This is a genomic window from Rhizobium sp. BK379, from assembly GCF_014193955.1.
Lineage (GTDB): Bacteria > Pseudomonadota > Alphaproteobacteria > Rhizobiales > Rhizobiaceae > Rhizobium.
In genome coordinates this window covers 454,623-474,702 of the sequence record NZ_JACIAD010000005.1, presented here as the reverse complement: position 1 = coordinate 474,702, position 20,080 = coordinate 454,623, and the positions used below count along the sequence as shown (strand labels likewise).

The 20,080-nt window shown below is 60.2% G+C and carries 14 protein-coding genes; 11 read left to right on the top strand and 3 right to left on the bottom strand.

The annotated features are described in order from the left end of the window. Window positions 1–75: 75 nt before the first annotated feature. From FHT93_RS23910 to trxA, 11 genes are all read left to right on the top strand, one after another. On the top strand, window positions 76–1,866 hold the full coding sequence (locus tag FHT93_RS23910) for a sensor histidine kinase (protein ID WP_112544993.1): 1,791 nt from the start codon (window positions 76–78) through the stop codon (window positions 1,864–1,866). Continuing rightward, entirely contained in the window at window positions 1,863–2,303 is a 441-nt protein-coding gene (locus FHT93_RS23905; RefSeq protein WP_112970654.1) for a serine/threonine protein kinase, read from the top strand. The genes FHT93_RS23910 and FHT93_RS23905 overlap by 4 nt, the downstream gene beginning before the upstream one ends. Before the next feature lie 153 nt (window positions 2,304–2,456). After that, on the top strand, window positions 2,457–2,858 hold the full coding sequence (locus FHT93_RS23900) for a PTS sugar transporter subunit IIA (protein ID WP_007813746.1): 402 nt from the start codon (window positions 2,457–2,459) through the stop codon (window positions 2,856–2,858). 9 nt (window positions 2,859–2,867) lie between these two features. Then, the gene (locus FHT93_RS23895; protein ID WP_112544991.1) at window positions 2,868–3,143 is read left to right on the top strand and encodes an HPr family phosphocarrier protein; all 276 of its coding nucleotides are present in this window, start codon (window positions 2,868–2,870) and stop codon (window positions 3,141–3,143) included. Window positions 3,144–3,310: 167 nt separating this feature from the next. Continuing rightward, on the top strand, window positions 3,311–4,711 hold the full coding sequence (gene ahcY / locus FHT93_RS23890) for an adenosylhomocysteinase (RefSeq protein ID WP_112544990.1): 1,401 nt from the start codon (window positions 3,311–3,313) through the stop codon (window positions 4,709–4,711). A gap of 202 nt (window positions 4,712–4,913) precedes the next feature. Further along, a complete protein-coding gene (locus tag FHT93_RS23885) occupies window positions 4,914–7,499 on the top strand; it encodes a PAS domain-containing sensor histidine kinase (protein ID WP_183849717.1) in 2,586 nt (861 codons plus the stop codon). Continuing rightward, a complete protein-coding gene (tsaE, locus tag FHT93_RS23880; protein ID WP_183849715.1) occupies window positions 7,496–9,007 on the top strand; it encodes a tRNA (adenosine(37)-N6)-threonylcarbamoyltransferase complex ATPase subunit type 1 TsaE in 1,512 nt (503 codons plus the stop codon). The genes FHT93_RS23885 and tsaE overlap by 4 nt, the downstream gene beginning before the upstream one ends. A 12-nt stretch (window positions 9,008–9,019) precedes the next feature. Next, window positions 9,020–9,751: a nucleotidyltransferase family protein gene (locus FHT93_RS23875; RefSeq protein ID WP_112544987.1), complete on the top strand. Its 732-nt coding sequence runs from the start codon at window positions 9,020–9,022 to the stop codon at window positions 9,749–9,751. 3 nt (window positions 9,752–9,754) lie between these two features. Continuing rightward, complete coding sequence (gene addB / locus FHT93_RS23870) at window positions 9,755–12,934, top strand: double-strand break repair protein AddB (protein ID WP_183849706.1); 3,180 nt, start codon at window positions 9,755–9,757, stop codon at window positions 12,932–12,934. Further along, window positions 12,927–16,472, top strand: a complete 3,546-nt coding sequence (gene addA, locus FHT93_RS23865) for a double-strand break repair helicase AddA (protein WP_113013473.1) — start codon at window positions 12,927–12,929, stop codon at window positions 16,470–16,472. The genes addB and addA overlap by 8 nt, the downstream gene beginning before the upstream one ends. Before the next feature lie 75 nt (window positions 16,473–16,547). Beyond that, on the top strand, window positions 16,548–16,868 hold the full coding sequence (trxA, locus tag FHT93_RS23860) for a thioredoxin (RefSeq protein ID WP_007813761.1): 321 nt from the start codon (window positions 16,548–16,550) through the stop codon (window positions 16,866–16,868). A 47-nt stretch (window positions 16,869–16,915) separates the two neighbouring features. Here trxA and FHT93_RS23855 read toward each other — a convergent pair whose 3' ends face one another. From FHT93_RS23855 to trpA, 3 genes are read right to left on the bottom strand one after another with little or no spacing between them, the layout of a single operon-like run. Next, window positions 16,916–18,268, bottom strand: coding sequence for a folylpolyglutamate synthase/dihydrofolate synthase family protein (locus FHT93_RS23855; RefSeq protein ID WP_113013472.1), 1,353 nt, complete (start codon window positions 18,266–18,268; stop codon window positions 16,916–16,918). 29 nt (window positions 18,269–18,297) lie between these two features. Continuing rightward, the gene (gene accD / locus FHT93_RS23850) at window positions 18,298–19,200 is read right to left on the bottom strand and encodes an acetyl-CoA carboxylase, carboxyltransferase subunit beta (RefSeq protein WP_112544983.1); all 903 of its coding nucleotides are present in this window, start codon (window positions 19,198–19,200) and stop codon (window positions 18,298–18,300) included. 39 nt (window positions 19,201–19,239) lie between these two features. Next, window positions 19,240–20,079: a tryptophan synthase subunit alpha gene (trpA, locus tag FHT93_RS23845; RefSeq protein WP_113013471.1), complete on the bottom strand. Its 840-nt coding sequence runs from the start codon at window positions 20,077–20,079 to the stop codon at window positions 19,240–19,242. Between the last annotated feature and the right edge of the window lies 1 nt (window position 20,080).

The window sequence follows — 20,080 nt, the reverse complement described above, 5'->3', positions numbered from 1 at the left end:
GCTTTAAAGCGCGGGAAGAGATGAATGAGGGCGGCGGGCCGGTCAGACTGGCCCCGCCCTCCGAAAGGGCCGTGATTGGCACAGTTGGTGCAGGAAAGGGATCTGGATGATGCGGAGGGCGTAAGCACCCGACGCGTCAGGGGTCGGCGTTGGTCGCACCCCTTCACCCTGATCCGCCGTATCTTCGGCAATGCCGTCTTTTCCAGCCTGACGCGCCGCATCGTCTTCTTCAACCTCGCGGCCCTGCTCGTCCTTGTCGGCGGTATTCTCTATCTCAATCAGTTCCGCGAAGGCCTGATCGACGCGCGCGTCGAGAGCCTGCTGACACAGGGCGAAATCATCGCCGGTGCCGTGTCGGCATCGGCCTCGGTCGACACGAATTCGATCACCATCGATCCGCAAAAGTTGCTCGAACTGCAGGCCGGCCAGAGCATTACGCCGGTGCCAAACGACGAGGATCTCGAATTTCCGATCGACCCGGAAAAGGTGGCGCCCGTTCTGCGCCGGCTGATCTCGCCGACCCGCACCCGGGCCCGCATCTTCGATGCCGACGCCAATCTGCTGCTCGATTCCCGTCACCTCTATTCCCGTGGCCAGGTTCTGCGTTTCGACCTGCCGCCGGTGGAAGAGGAAAAACAGACCTGGGGCGAATGGTTCACGGCCCTCTTCAATAAGGCACTGCAACCGGGCAATCTTCCTGTTTACAAGGAAGCGCCAGGTGGTGACGGCTCCATCTATCCCGAAGTGATGAATGCGCTGACGGGTGTGCGCGGCGCAGTTGTCCGCACGACGGAAAAAGGCGAGCTCATCGTTTCGGTTGCGGTACCGATCCAGCGCTTCCGGGCCGTACTCGGCGTGCTGCTGCTGTCGACGCAGGCCGGCGATATCGACAATATCGTGCATGCGGAACGCCTTGCCATCATGCGCGTCTTCGGTGTCGCAACGCTCGTGAACGTCCTCTTGTCGCTGGTTCTCTCTTCGACCATCGCCAATCCGCTGCGCCGGCTTTCGGCGGCCGCGATCCGGGTGCGCCGCGGCGCCAAGGAACGCGAGGAGATCCCTGATTTTTCCGTACGTCAGGATGAAATCGGCAACCTTTCCATTGCTCTGCGCGAGATGACGACCGCCCTCTACGACCGCATCGATGCGATCGAGAGTTTTGCGGCCGATGTCAGCCATGAGCTCAAGAATCCGCTGACCTCGCTGCGCAGCGCCGTCGAGACGTTGCCGCTCGCCAAATCCGACGATTCCAAGAAGCGGCTGATGGATGTCATCCAGCACGACGTCCGCCGCCTCGATCGCCTGATCAGCGATATTTCCGACGCATCCCGTCTCGATGCCGAGCTTGCGCGCGTCGATGCCGGCTCGGTCGATCTCGAGGTATTTTTGCGCGATCTCATCGACGTGTCGCGCCAGATTCGCAGCACCAAGAAGAAGGTCGAGATCGAGTATGCCGTCGATCGCAAGCCGAACGTCAAGACTCGCTTTGTCGTTAAAGGGCATGACCTGCGCATCGGCCAGATCATCACCAACCTGATCGAAAATGCCCGCTCCTTCGTTCCGGAGCAGAACGGCAAAATCACGGTGCGCCTGGTCCGTACCCGCTCCCGTTGCGTCGTTTATATCGAAGACAATGGTCCCGGCATCCAGGCAGAGAATATCGACCGCATCTTCGAACGGTTTTATACAGACAGGCCTGAATCCGAAGGCTTCGGCCAGAATTCCGGCCTTGGGCTTTCCATCAGCCGGCAGATCGCCGAGGCGCATGGCGGTTCGCTACGAGCCGAAAACATCGTCGATGACGAGGACGGAAAATTGCTTGGCGCGCGCTTCATCCTTGCGCTTCCCGCCGATTCCGCGACATGATCAATATCCACGCCACAGCAATCGTCATCGGAAGGACCGGCCTTCTTTTCACCGGCCCCTCCGGCTGGGGCAAGTCGATGACGGCTTTTACCTGCATGGCGGAGGCGCGACGGCAGGGTGTTTCTTCTGTTCTCGTGGCCGATGATCAAGTATTTCTTTCGAAACAGGGCGGGGCAATCACTGCCGCCTGTCCGCCCGCTATTGCCGGCCTCATCGAGTTGCGCGGCACCGGGATCGTCAAGCACGACCATATCGACCGGGCAGAGATGCATTTTGCGATCCTGCCGGCCAGCGCAACAGGAGAAAACCGGCTGCCTGCGGACGGAGAAACCGTCCTTCTTGCCGAGGGTTTCGAGCTGCCCGTATTGCGATTGCTGCCCAATCTTCCCTTGCCTCTTGCCGTGTTGATGGCAAAAGCGCCGGAAATCGGAAGTTGAGGCCTTCCGGAGCGCCCGATACGACCTACATGTTTGTATTTTTATCTTGCACTTCGGCTTTTGATCGCCAAGATGTGCCCCCACCGGTGGACGTAATTGCTGCGTTGCGATATTGGGGCCACGGTTTGCGTATGCCATGGGAGCAGTAATATCATGATCGGACTTGTGCTTGTCACTCATGGCAAGCTGGCTGAAGAGTTTCGTCATGCTGTAGAGCACGTCGTCGGTCCTCAGAAATTCATCGAAACGGTCTGCATCGGACCGGAAGACGATATGGACCAAAGACGACAGGACATTCTCGAAGCTGTTTCCGGCGCAGACGACGGCCATGGCGTCGTCATTCTGACCGACATGTTCGGCGGCACCCCTTCCAATCTTGCAATCTCTGTCATGAGCAGCGGCCACACCGAAGTTATTGCCGGCGTCAACCTGCCGATGCTGATCAAGCTCGCCGGCGTGCGCGGCGAGAACAACATGGAAAAGGCGCTTGCGGAGGCTTCCGAGGCAGGCCGCAAATATATCAACGTTGCAAGCCGGGTCCTGAGCGGAAAGTAAAAAGCCCCCATGACACCGCTCTCCCGGGAACTCCTCATCATCAACAAACGCGGTTTGCATGCGCGTGCTTCGGCAAAATTCGTCCAGACGGTCGATGCCTTCGATGCAACGATCACCGTTTCGAAAGACGGCATGACGGTTGGCGGCACCTCCATCATGGGCCTCATGATGCTCGCGGCAAGTCCCGGCTCAAGCGTCCTCGTCTCGGCGACGGGCAATCAGGCTGTCGAAGCGCTTGAGGCCCTCGATCAGCTTATCCAAAACAAGTTCGGCGAAGAGATCTGATCTTCAGCGCCATATAAAGATATAAAGACTTCTTTATATCCCCGTTGCCTTCCCGGCTGAAGCCTGATAAACGGCGGGCATGACGTGCATTTCGCACGCGTTCGATCCGTTGCGGTCATCGTCGCGTCCTTGCGATGTTTTTGAGACGTTTCAGCCTGGAGAGCCCAATGAGCACTGAGAAAGATTACGTTGTCGCCGATATCGGCCTTGCAGATTTCGGCCGCAAGGAAATCACCATCGCCGAAACCGAAATGCCCGGCCTCATGTCCTGCCGCGCCGAATTCGGTGAATCCAAGCCGCTGAAGGGCGCGCGTATCACCGGCTCGCTGCACATGACGATCCAGACCGCCGTTCTCATCGAGACGCTGGTCGCGCTCGGCGCCGAAGTTCGCTGGGCTTCGTGCAACATCTTCTCGACGCAGGACCATGCCGCTGCAGCGATCGCCGCTTCCGGCGTTCCGGTTTTTGCCATCAAGGGCGAGTCTCTTGAGGATTATTGGGTTTACACCGACAAGATCTTCCAGTGGGCCGATGGCGGCTTCTCCAACATGATCCTCGATGATGGTGGCGATGCCACCATGTACATCCTGCTCGGCGCTCGTGCCGAAGCCGGTGAGGACGTTCTTTCCAACCCGCATTCCGAAGAAGAGGAAATCCTCTTCGCCCAGATCAAGAAGCGCCTTGCCGCTTCGCCCGGTTGGTTCACCAAGCAGCGCGACGCCATCAAGGGCGTGACCGAAGAGACCACGACGGGCGTCAACCGCCTCTACCAGCTCAGCCAGAAGGGCCTGCTGCCCTTCCCGGCGATCAACGTCAACGACTCCGTCACCAAGTCGAAGTTCGACAACAAGTATGGCTGCAAGGAATCGCTGGTCGACGGCATTCGTCGCGGCACCGACGTCATGATGGCCGGCAAGGTTGCCGTCGTCTGCGGTTACGGCGACGTGGGCAAGGGTTCTGCCGCTTCGCTTTCCGGCGCCGGCGCCCGCGTCAAGGTCACCGAAGCCGATCCGATCTGCGCCCTGCAGGCTGCCATGGACGGCTATGAAGTCGTTCTGCTCGAGGACGTCGTTTCCTCGGCCGACATCTTCATCACCACGACAGGCAACAAGGACGTTATCCGCATCGACCACATGCGTCAGATGAAGGATATGGCGATCGTCGGCAACATCGGCCACTTCGACAACGAGATCGAAGTTGCAGCACTGCGTAACCTGAAGTGGACTAACGTCAAGCCGCAGGTCGACCTGATCGAGTTCCCGAAGGGCAACCGCATCATCCTTCTCTCCGAAGGCCGCCTCTTGAACCTCGGCAACGCAACGGGTCATCCGTCCTTCGTCATGTCGGCCTCGTTCACCAACCAGACACTGGCGCAGATCGAGCTCTTCACCAAGCCCGGCCAGTACGAAAGCAAGGTCTACATCCTGCCGAAGCACCTCGACGAAAAGGTTGCCCGTCTTCATCTCGACAAGCTCGGCGTGAAGCTTACCCAGCTCAGCGAAGAGCAGGCTGCCTATATCGGCGTGAAGCCACAGGGCCCGTTCAAGGCTGACCACTACAGATACTGATTTCATCTTCGATATCCACAAGATGTGGTGGCCTCGGCATTGACAAATGCCGGGGCTTATTTTTTGGGCGCGCTCTTTCCGACGATTCCCTAACGAAGTATTGTTTTAAGACTTGATTCGTGGCTTCGGAGCTCTCCGTTTTCCGCGAAAATGGGATGTCTTGTCGTGATGCGGCACATTAAAGGACGGAGACATACCGCCGATGTCGGAAATGAAACACAGCCTGCACAGCCAGGCGGAAGGTCGCGCATATGCTGCTGACCGTCCGCTTCAGGCAGGCCAAAAATATGGGTTTGCCACGGTCACTGTGACCGCAAGGCAAAAGTATTGGTCCTTGGCACGTATTGCAAAGCTGTGCGCTGCAAGCACTGCAGTCATCATACCGGCTTGGCCGGCTCTGGCGCAGGCGCAGCCGGGTATCGGCGCCTCTGCACATCTTTTCACGTCTTCGCAGGTTGTCGGACTTTCTGTCGTCATTGGTGTCATTTCGGCTGCATTGCTTTCCACGCTGTGGCTGGTGCGACAACGCGGCAATCTCGAAAATGAAAGCCGGGAGATTCGCTCGGCGCTTTCGGATGCACAGCAGCGTATCTCCCAATATCAGGCACTGATTGCCGACAAGAACCGGCGCATCGTGATCTGGGACGGTGTCGCGCGGCCGGAGCTCCTCGGTCAGCTTCCACCGGAGACCGGCGCCCCACAGGATAATGAATTCCTTGCCTTCGGCCTCTGGCTGAAGGCGCGATCGGCTGCTGAGCTGGAGCGGGCTGTCGGCCGTCTTCGTGAACAGGCCGAGAGTTTCGACATTGTGATCGAGACCATCAGGGACGAGGTAATCGAAGCTCAAGGCCGGGTTTCCGGCGGCCGCGCCTTCGTGCGCTTCGTGGCGCTCAACAATCTGCGCGCCGAATTGGCAGAGCTGAAGATCGAGCGCGATCGGCTGATGACGTCGATCTCCGCCTTCCAGACCATGCTCGATGCAATCGATATGCCGGCCTGGCAGCGTGATACCGGTGGCCGCCTGACCTGGGTGAACCATGCCTATGGCGATGCCGTCGAGGCACAATCGCCCCAGCAGGCTGTCAATGAAGGCCGCGAAATCCTGACGACTGTCGCCCGTGAGCGTATCCGCGCCACGGCAACGCCGGAATCGCCTTTCCACGATACGATTTCGACAGTCGTTCGCGGCAATCGCACGTTCTTCGACGTAGTCGACGTAAAGGTCCCCAGCGGCTCCGCCGGCATTGCCGTCGATGTCTCCGATGTCGAAGCGGTTCGCGCCGAACTGGAACGGACGCTCAAAAGCCATGCGGAAACGCTCGATCATCTGGCGACACCGGTCGCCATTTTCGACGGTGACCGCCGGCTGCAATTCTACAACCAGGCCTTCGTCGCGCTCTGGGAGCTCGACATCGCGTTCCTCGAGAGCAAGCCTGACAATAGCGAGCTTCTAGAACGCCTTCGCGCAGCCAAGAAACTGCCGGACCAACTGAACTGGAAATTGTGGAAGGAAACGGCGCTTTCCGTTTATCGTTCGCTCGATACGCAATCCGACCTCTGGCACCTGCCGAACGGGCAGACGCTGCGCGTCTTTGCGACCGCACATCCGCAAGGCGGTGCGACATGGGTCTTCGAGAACCTGACCGAGCAGGTCGATCTCGAAACGCGCTACAATACGCTGGTGAAGGTACAGGGCGAGACGATCGACCACCTTTCGGAAGGCGTTGCGGTCTTCGGGCCAGACGGCCGTATCCGCCTCTCCAACCCAGCCTTCCGGGCGCTCTGGGGCATTACCGAGACGCAAGCCAAGCCCGGCACCCATATCCGCGGCATCGGCGAGGCTTGTGCCCCGTCCTATGACCAGCCCGATGGCTGGAAGACCTTTGCAGAGCTGATCACCAGCTTCGACGACGAGCGCCGCTCCAGCCAGGGAACGCTCGAACTTCTGTCCGGTCTCGTTCTCGACTTCGCAGTGATCCCGCTGCCGAACGCACAGACCATGCTGACCTTCGTCAACATGACGGACAGCGTTCGCGCCGAGCGCGCGTTGACGGAAAAGAACGAGGCGCTGCGTAAGGCGGACGAGCTGAAGAACGACTTCGTGCAGCACGTCTCCTATGAGCTGCGCTCGCCGCTGACGAACATCATCGGCTTCACTGATCTGCTCCGCACGCCGGGCGTCGGCCCGCTGAACGAGCGGCAGGCCGAATATATCGACCATATCGCCACCTCATCCTCGGTGCTGCTGACGCTCGTCAACGACATCCTCGATCTTGCGACCGTCGATGCCGGAATCATGCGGCTGAACTATGCGGAAATCGATCTCGCCGATCTTCTCGACGATGTCTCCATGCAGATCGCCGACCGGCTGCAGGAAAGCGGCGTCTCGCTGGAGATCACCGCTCCGGCCTATCTGGGCTCTATCGTTGCCGATCCGCAGCGGCTGAAGCAGATCCTGCTGAAACTTCTGGCCAATGCCGCCAATTTCTCGCCGGAGGGCGCATCGATCGCACTCGAATGCCGTCGCGAGGGTACTGATTTCGTCTTCTCCGTCCGGGATCGTGGCCCCGGCATTTCGCCTGATATGATCGCGACTGTCTTCGACCGCTTCGCAACCGGCGCGAAGAGCGGGAAGCGCGGTGGTGCCGGACTGGGTCTTTCCATCGTCGACAGCTTTGTCAGCCTCCACAATGGCGAAGTCAGCATCGACAGCGAACCCGGCAAGGGAACGACGGTGACCTGCCGCATCCCTTCCATCAACCTGCCCCATTCCGTCGCCGCCGAATGACGCAAGGCGACATCATCTCGCTTTTTCTGGAAGACGATGCGGCAACCCTTCGCCTTGGCAATGATCTGGCGCTGGCGCTGAAAGCCGGCGATTGCCTGGCACTATCTGGCGATCTCGGCGCCGGAAAATCCTCTCTGGCGCGCGCGTTCTTGCGAAGCATTGCCGATGATGACGGGCTGGAAGTACCGAGCCCGACTTTCACGCTGGTGCAATCTTACGATCTGCGCATTCCCGTTTCGCATTTCGATCTCTATCGGCTTGGCGATGCCTCGGAACTGACAGAGCTCGGCTTCGACGAGGCGCTTGAGAGCGGCATCTGCATCGTCGAATGGCCCGAAATGGCAGAAGGCGAGCTGCCGGCATCGCGCATCTCGTTGCGGCTGGAGCATGAAGGTGCCGGCCGTCGTGCGACAATCACGGCACCGGAGAAGGCTCTGGCCCGAATCCATCGGATGCTGGCGATCCGCCGCTTCCTCATTGACGCCGGCTACGGCGATGCGGAACGGCGGTTCCTGACCGGCGATGCTTCACTTCGCGCCTATGAATATTTCCGCCTCAGCGACGGCTCACGGAAAATCCTCATGGATTGGCGGCCCCCTCCGGAAGGCCCCCCGATCTATGAGGGCAAGCCCTATCCCAAGGTCGCGCATCTTGCGCAGGACGCCTATCCCTTCGTGGCGATTGCCGAGGCGTTGCGCGAGCGCGGTTTCGCGACGCCGGCAATCGAAAAGGTCGACTATGAGCAGGGCATCCTGCTGATCGAGGATTTGGGCACGGACGGTGTCCTAGATAACGAAGGCCGGCCGATCGTCGAGCGCTACCGCGAAAGCGTCGCCTGTCTAGCCCATCTCCACTCGATGAAAATCCCGCAGGATATCCCGGTTTCGGCTACGCACACGCATCACATTCCTGATTTCGACCGCGTCGCCATGAAGATGGAGGTGCGGCTTGTGCTCGACTGGCATATGGCCTGGAGGCGCGGCACGGGACCGACGGATACCGAGCGGGACGAGTATCTGGCAATCTGGGACAATCTGATCGACGAGCTGAAATCGGCCGAAAAAAACCTGCTGTTGCGCGACTTCCATTCGCCCAATATCATCTGGCGCGAGCATGAGAGCGGTATCCGCAAGATCGGCATCATCGACTTCCAGGATGCGATGATCGGGCCGACGGCCTACGACCTCGCCTCCATCGTTCAAGATGCCCGCGTCACGATCGAACCGGATCTCTGCCGACAGATGATGGACGACTATCTTTCCTTGCGGCGCGTACAGGGCGGTTTCGACGAAACCGGCTTCATTAAGGCATGGGCCATCATGTCAGCGCAGCGCAACTGCAAGCTCGCCGGTCTCTGGGTGCGGCTATTGCAGCGCGATGGTAAACCCGGCTATCTGCAGCATATGCCGCGCACGCTTTCCTATCTCAAGGCGGCGCTGGAACACGAGGCACTTGCCCCCTTGCGCGAATGGTGCACAAGGGCTGGAATACTGCCAGTCGAATCATAAATCCGGACAAGCATGACCGTCAGACAAGCCATGGTACTGGCCGCGGGCCTCGGAACCCGGATGCGCCCGATTACCGATACGATTCCGAAGCCTCTGGTGAAGATCGGCGGAAAGCCGATGATCGACTATACGCTGGATTCGCTTGTCGAGGCCGGGGTCGAACAGGCTGCGATCAATGTCCATCATTTTGCCGATCAGATGGAAGCGCACCTCCAAAACTATCGCGGGCTGGATATTCTCGTTTCCGATGAGCGCGATGCGCTGATGAATTCCGGTGGGGGCTTGGCAAAGGGCCTGAAACTGCTGGATCGAGAGCCGGTATTCGTCATGAACGCCGACCTTTTCTGGATCGGCGAGCCTGCAGACCGGCCGAGCAATCTGCGGCGTTTAGCCGGATTCTTCGATGCCGAACATATGGACATGGCGCTGCTCTGCGTACGCATTGAAGACACGACCGGCCATAACGGCAAGAACGATTTCAGCCTGGCTTCTGACGGCAGACTGACACGATATCGCGACGATCCCTCAAATCCGGTCGTCTATGCCGGCGCTATCGTCATGAGCCCCACGCTGCTTGACGATGCGCCCCAAGATGCTTTCAACCTGAATATCTATTTCGACAAGGCGATCGCTCGCGGCCGGCTTTTCGGCATGATGATGGAAGGCCATTGGCTGACGGTCGGCACGCCTGATGCAATTGACGATGCGGAGGAGACGATCCGGCGGTTCCGGACGTTTGCGTGAGGCATGACGGAACGGCACAGGCCACGCATTCTGACAATTCCTTCTGGTCTTCCCTTTCTGAAGACGCTGGCAAGTTCGCTCTGTGATGGACGCCTGACACCGCACTTCCGGCATGATCCATCCGATCCGTTGTCGCTTGCCAAGGTGACGATCTACCTGCCGACCCGGCGCGCCGTGCGCGTGCTGCGCTCGGAATTCGTCGATCTGCTTGGCGGCCGTTCGGCGATCCTGCCGGTCATCCGGCCGCTCGGCGAAACGGACGACGACAGCGGTTACTTCGACGAGGCGCTGCCGGCGACGATCGATCTTGCGCAGCCGCTCTCCAATACCGCGCGCTTGCTGGAACTGGCGCGGCTGATCCTTGCCTGGCGCAACAAGCTGCCGGAAATCGTGCGGCATATCCATTCGGAATCGCCTCTTGTCGCGCCGGCAAGCCCGGCAGACGCCATCTGGCTTGCCCGCAATCTGGCAGAGCTGATCGATTCGATCGAGACCGAGGATCTGGCATGGTCGGAGCTCGGCAGGCTCGATACAGGCGAATATGCGGCCTGGTGGCAATTGACGGCGGAATTTCTGCAGATTGCCAGCGCCTTCTGGCCCGAACGCCTGATCGAGCTCGGCCGCTCTTCGCCGGCCCGTCACCGCAACGCTATCCTGCGCGCCGAGGCCGGCCGTCTCTCGACGATGAAGCCCGCCGGTCCGATCATCATTGCCGGTTCGACGGGTTCGCTTCCCGCCACGGCCGATCTCATCGGCGCCGTAGCACACCTTCCGGAAGGGGTGATCGTATTGCCCGGCCTCGACCTTTCCATGCCGGAGGAACACTGGCGTCTGGTCGCCCCTGATCTCCTGCCGGGTCAACGCGCCAATCCGGCAAGCCGCACACATCCGCAATATGGTCTTTCGGTTCTCTTGAAGCGGCTGAAGCTTACCCGCGAGGATGTCCAACCGATCGAGGAGGCGGAAGCCGATCTGCGCTCTCGTGCGGAAGTACTCTCGCGCGCATTGACGCCATCGGACGCGACGAGCGGCTGGGGTGATTGGAAGAAGAACCTGCCGGAAGGAACCGTTGCGGCGGCATTCGCGGACGTATCGATGATCGAAGCCGCCAACGAACGCGAGGAGGCGACGGCCATTGCTGTCGCTCTGCGGCTTGCGCTGGAACGACCGGGCAGAGACGGCGAAAGTCGGGCTGCGCTTATTACGCCTGATCGCAATCTCGCGCGTCGGGTCATGGCGGATCTTTCCCGCTTCGGCATTCTCGCAGACGATTCAGCCGGCACGCCGCTGTCGGCGACACCGCAGGGCACATTGCTGCAGCTGCTCCTGGAAGCGACACTGCGACCAGGCGATCCGGTCGCCATCGTTTCGTTGCTCAAACATCCACTTGCCCATTTCGGGCTGGAGCGCGGCGTTCTGGTTGCGGCCGCGGAAGCGCTGGAATTGCTGGCGCTGCGCGGCGGCGTGGCTGAAGTGGGTATCGGATCGCTCGAAGCACTGCTTGACCACCAGCTTTCCGAACAGGCGCTCGACAGGCACGCGCCTATCTGGCGCAAATCGCTCCCATCCGGGGCGGCAGACATGGCCCGCACACTGGCACGGCAAGTGGAACGTGCCGTGGAGACGCTGGCGTCGGCACCTGGGCGGGACGGCGGCGGCCTGATGGCGGGCCTTACGCTATCGCAATGGGCGGAACGGACCGGTCGCGCGTTGGAGCGTGTCGCAGCCGATGAGCGCGGCAACCTGGCAAACCTCTGGTCGGGCGAGGCAGGCGATGCCCTGGCAAGCCTGCTTGGCGAAGTCATCGATACCGACGGCCAGATGGAAGCGGATGGGCCGCAATGGATCGATATCATGCAGGCACTTTCCGCCGGCCATGCCGTCAAGCCCGGCGCCCTCAGCCACCCTCGCCTCTTTATCTTCGGTACGCTGGAAGCGCGCCTGCAGAATGTCGATACGCTGATCCTCGGCAGCCTCAATGAAGGATCATGGCCGGGGCAGACCGCCAACAATCCCTTCGTCTCCCGCATGATGAAGACGGAGATCGGACTGGAGCCGCCGGAACGGCGGATCGGCCAACTGGCGCATGACTTCGAGATGGCGAACGGCACCCGCCACCTCATCTATTCGCGCGCCCTGCGTCAGGGTTCGACGCCGACGGTCGCCTCCCGCTGGCTGCAGCGGCTTCTGGCGCTCGGCGGAGAGGATTTCGAAGAGAAATTGCGCGAACGCGGAGCGCGCTTCGTTCATTGGGCGAACCAGATCGACCTCGGCGACAATCAGGCGCCGGCGCAGCGGCCTTCTCCGAAGCCGCCGCGGGACCTGCAGCCCAAATCCTACTCCTTCAGCGAGGTTGGTCGGCTGCGCCGCGACCCCTATGCGATCTATGCACGGCGCGTCCTGCGGCTTGATCCTGTCGACCCTTTCAATCGCGATCCGGGCGCGGCGGAGCGTGGCACGCTCTATCACAAGATCATCGATCGCTTCGTTCGCGAAGGCCACATTGCAGGAACACCGAATGCGGCAGCTGCGATGGAGATCATCCTGACCGAGCTCTTCGACATGGAGAGCCTGCCGCCGCACATCGATGCCGTCTGGCGGCCGCGCTTCCGGGAAGTGGCACGGGCCTTCCTCAGCTGGGAAGCCGGACGGCAACCCGACGTGCAGAAGAGGCTGACGGAAGTGAGGGGTGGGGTCGAACTCGAGGGTATCGACATCCGGCTTACCGGTGTTGCCGACCGTATCGATATCAAGGGGCCCAATAGCGCCGATATCATCGACTACAAGACCGGCTACAACCCCTCTCCGACACAGGCCCGGGCCCTGCTGGATCCGCAGCTTGCGCTTGAGGCGGCCGCACTGCAGGCCGGCGCCTTTCGCGATGCCGGAAGCCTTGTCCCGAATGACCTTCTCTATGTCCGCCTCCGGCCGGGCACGCGCTTTCTGGTCGACAAGGTCAATAATGAGGAAGCCAACAGCGACAAGGCAAAATCTGCGATGCAGCTCGCCGAAGAATCGATCGACCAGCTGGTGAAATTCGTGGGCCTGCTGCAGTCGGGTGAAAAAGGCTTCACGTCGCGGCTGATCCCTGCCCAGCAATTCGATTTTGGCGGCGACTACGACCATCTCGCCCGCGTTGCGGAATGGGCAACCGCCGATCCTGAAGGTGGCGGCGATGATTGATCCGACCGCGCTTCCCGAGGGTGATGATCCCGGCACATGGATCAGCTGGACGACGATCCAGCAGGCGATTGCCTCCGATCCCGCCCGTTCGGCATGGGTGTCGGCGAATGCCGGATCCGGCAAGACCCATGTTCTGACGCAGCGGGTTATCCGGCTACTGCTGGCGGGTGCGCGGCCTTCCGCGATTCTCTGCCTTACCTATACCAAGGCCGCCGCCTCCGAAATGTCGAACCGCGTTTTCGAGCGTCTGGCGGAATGGGCGATTTTTCCGGATGAAGAGCTGGCCAGACGCATCGCGCAGATTGAAGGTCGTGAGCCGGATTCCCTGAAGCTTGCGGAAGCGAGACGGCTGTTTGCCAAGGCACTCGAAACACCGGGCGGGCTCAAGATCCAGACGATCCACGCTTTCTGCGAGGCGCTGCTGCACCAGTTCCCGCTGGAAGCAAACGTCGCAGGGCATTTCTCCGTTCTCGATGACCGGGCGGCTGCGACGCTGCTTGCCGATGCACGACGCTCGCTTCTGACGGCAACGGCCCCAGAGAAAGATCGAGAGCTCGCCGATGCCTTCGCCTACGTGCTCAGTCTCGGCGATGAATCCGGACTTGAAAATCTGCTCGGCGAGATCGTTGCCAACCGAAATGCCATCCGCCGCTTCATGCTCGCGGCCGAGTCGCATGGCAGCGTTGATCGCTTGCTTCGCAAGAAGCTCGGCCTCTCGCCTGACGATACGGAAGAAGGGCTGGCCGGCCGATATTGGCCGCTGCCGGGGCTCTCGGGTGCGACGCTGGAACTTTACCTGTCGCTTGCCGCGACAAAGGGGGGAGCGAAAGCGCAGGATGTTGCCGAAAGCCTCCGTCGCGCCGACCGCGAACAGGATGTGGCGGCGCGTTCGCAGATCCTGGAGAAGGTTTTCCTGACGTCAAAGGGCGAACCAAAAACGGACGGGCAATTCTTCGTCAAGGCAATGCTTGCCGAAGCGCCGCAACTTGCCGATGCCATTGCGTCGGCTCGCGCCCATGTCGTCAGTTGCCGCGATCGGCTGAAAATGATGCGGATGTATGCCGCCACCCATGCTGCTCTCGTGCTTGCCGATCGCCTGAACCGGGACTACGAGGAACTGAAGAGGCAGCGTAGCCATCTCGACTTCGAAGACCTGATCACTCGCACCGCTGACCTGCTTACGAAGAGCGGCGTCGGCCCGTGGATCCATTACAAGCTCGATCAGGGTATCGATCACATCCTCGTCGACGAGGCGCAGGATACGAGCCCCATTCAATGGAGCGTCATCCAGTCGCTGGCAGAAGATTTCTTCTCCGGCGAAAGTTCACGACCCGTCGTCCGCACGCTCTTTGCGGTCGGCGACGAGAAGCAGTCGATCTATTCGTTCCAGGGTGCCCGACCCGAACGGTTTGCCGAGGAGAAGGAGCGGACTCAGCGGCGGGTACAGAACAGCGGTCTTGATTTTTCGACCGTTCGCCTGCCGCTTTCCTTCCGCTCCACCTCCGACGTGCTGCTTGCCGTCGACCATATTTTCACACCGCCCGAAAATGCGCGCGGTTTGGGCCTCGAGCCCGTCGTACATCGCTCCAGCCGAATAGGTCATCCCGGCTCCGTCGACCTCTGGGACATGGTCGTGCCCGATGTCGTCGTGAAGGACGAGGATTGGACCGCTCCCTTCGACGCCACCCCCGAAAGCGCGCCGGCAGCGATCCTGGCGCGGCGCATCGCCCATACGATCGGCACGCTCGTCGGCCGCGAAACCATCGTCGAGAAGGGCAAGGAACGCTTCATAGAAGCCGGCGATATCCTCGTTCTCGTTCGCAAGCGTGATGCTTTCGTCAATGCGCTGACGCGCGAACTCAAACGACGCGGCGATATACCGGTCGCCGGCGCGGATCGACTGGTACTGACCAGCCATATCGCCATACAGGATCTGATGGCGCTCGGCCGTTTTCTGCTTTTGCCGGAAGATGATCTCTCGCTCGCTGCAGTCCTGAAAAGTCCGCTTTTCAATCTCTCGGAAGAGGATATTTTCGCCGTCGCGGCACTGCGCGGCGATAATGAAAGCGTGTGGCATCATCTTCGCAAATATGCCGCCGACGGCCATGAGCGGCTTGGCGCCGCGGCTGCGAGGCTGGAGCTCTTTCTTGCTCAATCCCGAAGCCTTTCAGTCCATGACTTCTATGCGCGCGTTCTCGGCAGTCACGGCGGCCGGCGGCAGTTCCTGGCGCGCCTCGGCACTGAAGTCAGCGATATCATCGACGAATTCCTGACCTTTGCGCTCGACCACGAAACATCCGGTCTCCCGGGCCTGCAATCCTTTATCTCGACGCTGGAGCTAGAAGCGCCGGAAGTGAAGCGCGAGCAGGACAAGGGCCGCAACGAGGTGCGCATCATGACGGTGCATGCCTCCAAGGGCCTTGAAGCACCGATTGTTTTCCTGGTGGATGGCGGCTCCAAGGCATTTACGCACACGCATCTGCCGAAGCTTCGGCTGATCGATGCCGGGCCGGATGAGCCGCCAATACCGGTCTGGATTCCGGTCAGCGATCTCGGCAATTCGGTGACCTCAAACGATGCGGCGCGTATTCAGCTTCTCGCCGAAGAGGAATACCGGCGCCTGCTCTATGTGGCGATGACGCGTGCCGCGGATCGGTTGATCGTCTGCGGTTATCGCGGTGTCCGACTGAACAACGACACATGGCATATGATGATTTCCAGTGCGCTCAGCGAGGAACATCCGCATGTCCAGAAGACAACCTTCTCAGCCCCGGATGGAGAGTGGGATGGCATGCGCTGGCGTGTGCCGCAGGTCGAGCGCAGCTTTGAGCGGATGGATCAAGCTCCCAAGCAGGTGACCATTGAAACGGTCCCACCGAACCTTTTCCACCCTCTGCCCCCACAGAAGCAATTGCCACGGCCGCTCAGCCCTTCCGGTGCCGGAACCATTATCGACGAGGAGGCGGATGACCTGCTGGTGACCTCGCCACTCTTCAGTGATCCTGAAAGCAATGATCGTTCCCTTGAAAAAGGCCGCCTCATTCACCGGATGCTGCAGGCCCTACCCGATATTCCAGCGGAGGAGCGGGCTGAGGCGGCAAAACGTTATGCAGAGCGCGCAGCGCGATTCTGGCCGGCGGCCGAACGGCAAGTCCTGATCGATTCGGTTCTGAAACTTTTACAAGATCAACGGCTTCATGCCGTTTTCGCCGTTCATGCGCAGGCGGAAATCTCGATCATGGGAACGCTGACGCTAGAGGGCCGGGAGTATGCGGTGTCCGGCCGTATCGACCGGCTTGCCGTCCTGTCCGACAGCGTCGTCATTCTGGATTACAAGACAAACCGCGTGCCGCCAGCGAGCGAAGAGACGATTCCGTTCTCCCACAAGGCCCAGCTTGCCATCTACCGTGAAATTCTGAAACCGCTCTACCCGGCCATGCGGATCGATTGCATGCTGATCTACACCGAAAATGCGACCATCCATACGCTGAGTGAACAGGCTTTGGCTTCTGCACTTGCGGGACTCAACACAAAGTGAAATATCGGACATTGAAATTCCGGCACCGCACCCTCACATCTTGTTCAACACCAAATTCCGGTAAAGGAGCAGCCTATGGCTACCGTTAAGGTCGATATCAACAATTTCCAGTCGGAAGTTCTGGAATCCGCAGAACCCGTCGTCGTCGATTTCTGGGCTGAATGGTGCGGTCCGTGCAAAATGATTGCTCCGAGCCTCGAGGAAATCGCCACGGAACTCGCTGGCAAGGTCAAGGTTGCCAAGCTCAACATCGATGAAAACCCGGAACTGGCCGCTCAGTTCGGTGTTCGCTCGATCCCGACGCTTGCAATCTTCAAGGGCGGCGAAGTTGCCGACATCTCCATCGGCGCAAAGCCGAAGACGGCGCTTTCCAACTGGATTTCCAGCGCAGCCTGACGATATCGACAGTTCGACACGAAAAGCCCGGCATTTGCCGGGCTTTTTCATTTGGGGGGTGTACCGTTTTCCGCCAGTACCTCGCCGACGAGATAAAGTGAGCCGCCAATAAGGATACGCGGTGGAGGCGCCTCAGGGTCGATGGTCGAAGCGATGGCATCCAGGGCATCGATGACTGATGACATTGGTTCGGCCACGAGGCCGGCGTCATACGCGGCATGGGCCAGGATCACCGGATCTATCATCGCTTCGCTGCCGCGGATCGGTACGCAATAGATCTTCTCTGCCAGGTCGGCGAAGGCCTTGAAATAGCCGACCGGATCCTTGGTATTGATCATGCCCGATATCAGGAACAGCGGGCGGGACTGGCGCTCTTCGAAATTCGCCATGGCTTCGGCGATCACTTCACCCGCACCCGGGTTGTGGCCGCCGTCAACCCAGATTTCCGACCGTGCCGGTGCATGGCTCAAAAGCCTGCCTTCCGTCAATTTCTGAAGACGGCCGGGCCACTCCACCGTTTCCATCGCCTTTTCCATCATCGGCTCAGTGACGGTAAAGCCCGCGGCCTTGACGGCGCGGATGGCGGCAGCGGCATTGGCATATTGATGGCGACCGGGAAGACGCGGCAAAGGCAGATCCGCCAGGCCGAACTCATCCTGATAGATCAGCCGGCCATATTCCTCATGGGCGATGAAATCCTGACCGAAGACGGCACTCGGGCAGTTCAGCCGCTCGGCGGTCGACATCAACACGTCGAGCGCCGCGTCATATTCCTGATGGCCGATGACGACGGGGCGGCCACGCTTCATGATGCCGGCCTTTTCCGCGGCGATCAGTTCCACCCGGTCGCCGAGATAGGGCTGATGATCCAGCGAAATCGGCATGATGACCGAAACGGCAGGGTCTTCGATCACGTTCGTCGCGTCAAAACGACCGCCGAGGCCGACCTCGATAATGGCGGCATCGGCCGGATGTTCGGAAAATAGAATGAAAGTGACTGCAGTCAGGATTTCAAAGACGGTGATCTTCTCACCATCATTGGCTTTCGCCACGCGTCTCAGAGCATCGGCGAAGACAGCATCATCAACCAACTGTCCACGCCCACCTGGAACACCAAGACGGTAGCGTTCATGCCAGTTTACAAGGTGTGGGGAGGTGTGGACATGGACGCTGTGGCCTGCCGCTTCCAGGAGCGCGCGGCAGAAAGCCGATGTCGAGCCCTTGCCGTTGGTGCCGGCGATATGGATGACAGGGGGCAGATTGCGTTCGGGATTGCCGAGCGCTTCCAGAAGGCGTCTGATGCGATCCAATGACAAATCGTAGCCCTTGGGATGCAATCCCATGAGCTTCTCGATCTCCCGCGCCGCCTCACTCACCGCGATCTGGCCTCTGTCTGTCATCGGCCCGCCCTATTCTGTGAGAATGCTGCTCAGGCGCTCGCCGCCAGAGCAATCACACCATTGGCATCATTTGCTGCTGTCGCCGGCTTCTTGGTCAGGATCTTCAACAGGCGCGCCAGCGTCTCGGGGATATCGTGACGTTTGACGACCATGTCGACCACGCCGTGTTCCAGAAGATATTCCGACGTCTGAAAACCTTCGGGAAGCTTTTCACGCAGCGTCTGCTCGATGACGCGCTTGCCGGCAAAACCGATTTCCGCACCTGGCTCGGCCAGATGAATATCGCCGAGCATCGCATAGGACGCCGTCACGCCGCCGGTGGTCGGATTGGTCAGAACCACGATATAGGGCTGGCCGGCTTCCTTCAGCAAATCGACGGCTACCGTCGTACGCGGAAGCTGCATCAGCGACAGGATGCCTTCCTGCATGCGCGCGCCGCCCGAAGCCGGGAACATCACCAGCGGGCACTTTTCCGCAATCGCGCGTTCGAAGGCTTTGACGATCGCTTCGCCGGCAGCCATGCCGAGCGACCCGCCAATGAAGTTGAATTCATGGACGACGGCGACGAGCTTCAGGCCCTGGACGCTGCCGAGACCAGCAACGATCGTGTCTTCCTGCTCGGTCTTGAGTCGGCTGTCACGCAGACGATCGCTGTATTTCTTGGAATCGCGGAACTTCAGCGGATCCTGGGCGACCTTCGGCTGCGGCAAAGCTTCGTATTCGCCGTTGTCGAACAGGTCGGCAAGGCGCGCCTTTGCCGGCATCTTCATGTGGTAGCCGGAAGCGGGGATGACCCACTTGTTGCTTTCCAAGTCCTTGTGAAAGACCATCTCACCCGTTTCCGGGCACTTGATCCAGAGGTTCTCCGGCACTTCGCGACGGCCCAGCATGGAATTGATCCGCGGGCGAACGTAGTTAGTGATCCAGTTCAACTCGAATACTCCTGATTGACTGGTGCCAATGTGGGGAAACTATTCGGCAGCAACAAGGCGCGCCGAACGCGTTCCTGTGGAAAGACCCCGAACCAGCGTCGCAACGGCCTGAACCGTATCCGCTGTCGCCTTCCCGTCAGCCGTCAGGCTGTTGGCCACCTGATTGACGATTGCGGTACCAACGACGACGCCGTCCGCCGAAGCACCGATGATCTTTGCGTGTTCAGCCGTTTTGACGCCGAAACCGACGCAGACGGGGAGATCGGTATGGTCCTTGATGCGCTCGACTGCGCCCGAAATCAGCGACGGATCCGGCAAGGCCGAACCGGTGATGCCGTTCATCGAGACATAGTAGACGAAGCCCGACGTGTTCTTCAAAACGGTCGGCAAGCGCTTTTCATCCGTCGTCGGTGTCGCCAGACGGATGAAATTGATGCCCTTCTTCAGAGCTGGGATGCAGAGTTCGTCATCCATTTCCGGCGGCAGGTCGACGATGATCAGGCCATCGATGCCGGATGCCAGCGCATCATCGAGAAATTTCTCGACGCCGTAAATGTAGATCGGGTTGTAGTAACCCATCATGACGATCGGTGTCGTATCATTGGTCTTGCGGAAGTCGGCAGCGAGCTGCAGCGTCTTCTTCAGCGTCTGGCCACCCTTGAGGGCACGCTGGCCGGCGAGCTGGATCGCGGGACCATCGGCCATCGGATCGGAAAAGGGCATGCCGAGCTCGATAACGTCAGAACCTGCTTCCGGCAGCGCCTTCATGATGCCGAGCGAGGTCTCGTAGTCCGGATCGCCGCCCATGAAATAGGTTACGAGCGCCGGGCGGCCTTCCGCCTTCAGGTCGGCGAAGCGTTTGTCCATACGTGCGGTCATG

Excerpts from the sequence above, each read along its gene's own strand:
- FHT93_RS23905 (WP_112970654.1), top strand. The coding sequence starts at position 1,863 with ATGATCAATATCCACGCCACAGCAATCGTCATCGGAAGGACCGGCCTT.
- FHT93_RS23900 (WP_007813746.1), top strand. The coding sequence starts at position 2,457 with ATGATCGGACTTGTGCTTGTCACTCATGGCAAGCTGGCTGAAGAGTTT.
- FHT93_RS23895 (WP_112544991.1), top strand. The coding sequence starts at position 2,868 with ATGACACCGCTCTCCCGGGAACTCCTCATCATCAACAAACGCGGTTTG.
- ahcY (WP_112544990.1), top strand. The coding sequence starts at position 3,311 with ATGAGCACTGAGAAAGATTACGTTGTCGCCGATATCGGCCTTGCAGAT.
- FHT93_RS23885 (WP_183849717.1), top strand. The coding sequence starts at position 4,914 with ATGTCGGAAATGAAACACAGCCTGCACAGCCAGGCGGAAGGTCGCGCA.
- tsaE (WP_183849715.1), top strand. The coding sequence starts at position 7,496 with ATGACGCAAGGCGACATCATCTCGCTTTTTCTGGAAGACGATGCGGCA.
- FHT93_RS23875 (WP_112544987.1), top strand. The coding sequence starts at position 9,020 with ATGACCGTCAGACAAGCCATGGTACTGGCCGCGGGCCTCGGAACCCGG.
- addB (WP_183849706.1), top strand. The coding sequence starts at position 9,755 with ATGACGGAACGGCACAGGCCACGCATTCTGACAATTCCTTCTGGTCTT.
- addA (WP_113013473.1), top strand. The coding sequence starts at position 12,927 with ATGATTGATCCGACCGCGCTTCCCGAGGGTGATGATCCCGGCACATGG.
- trxA (WP_007813761.1), top strand. The coding sequence starts at position 16,548 with ATGGCTACCGTTAAGGTCGATATCAACAATTTCCAGTCGGAAGTTCTG.
- FHT93_RS23855 (WP_113013472.1), bottom strand. The coding sequence starts at position 18,268 with ATGACAGACAGAGGCCAGATCGCGGTGAGTGAGGCGGCGCGGGAGATC.
- trpA (WP_113013471.1), bottom strand. The coding sequence starts at position 20,079 with ATGACCGCACGTATGGACAAACGCTTCGCCGACCTGAAGGCGGAAGGC.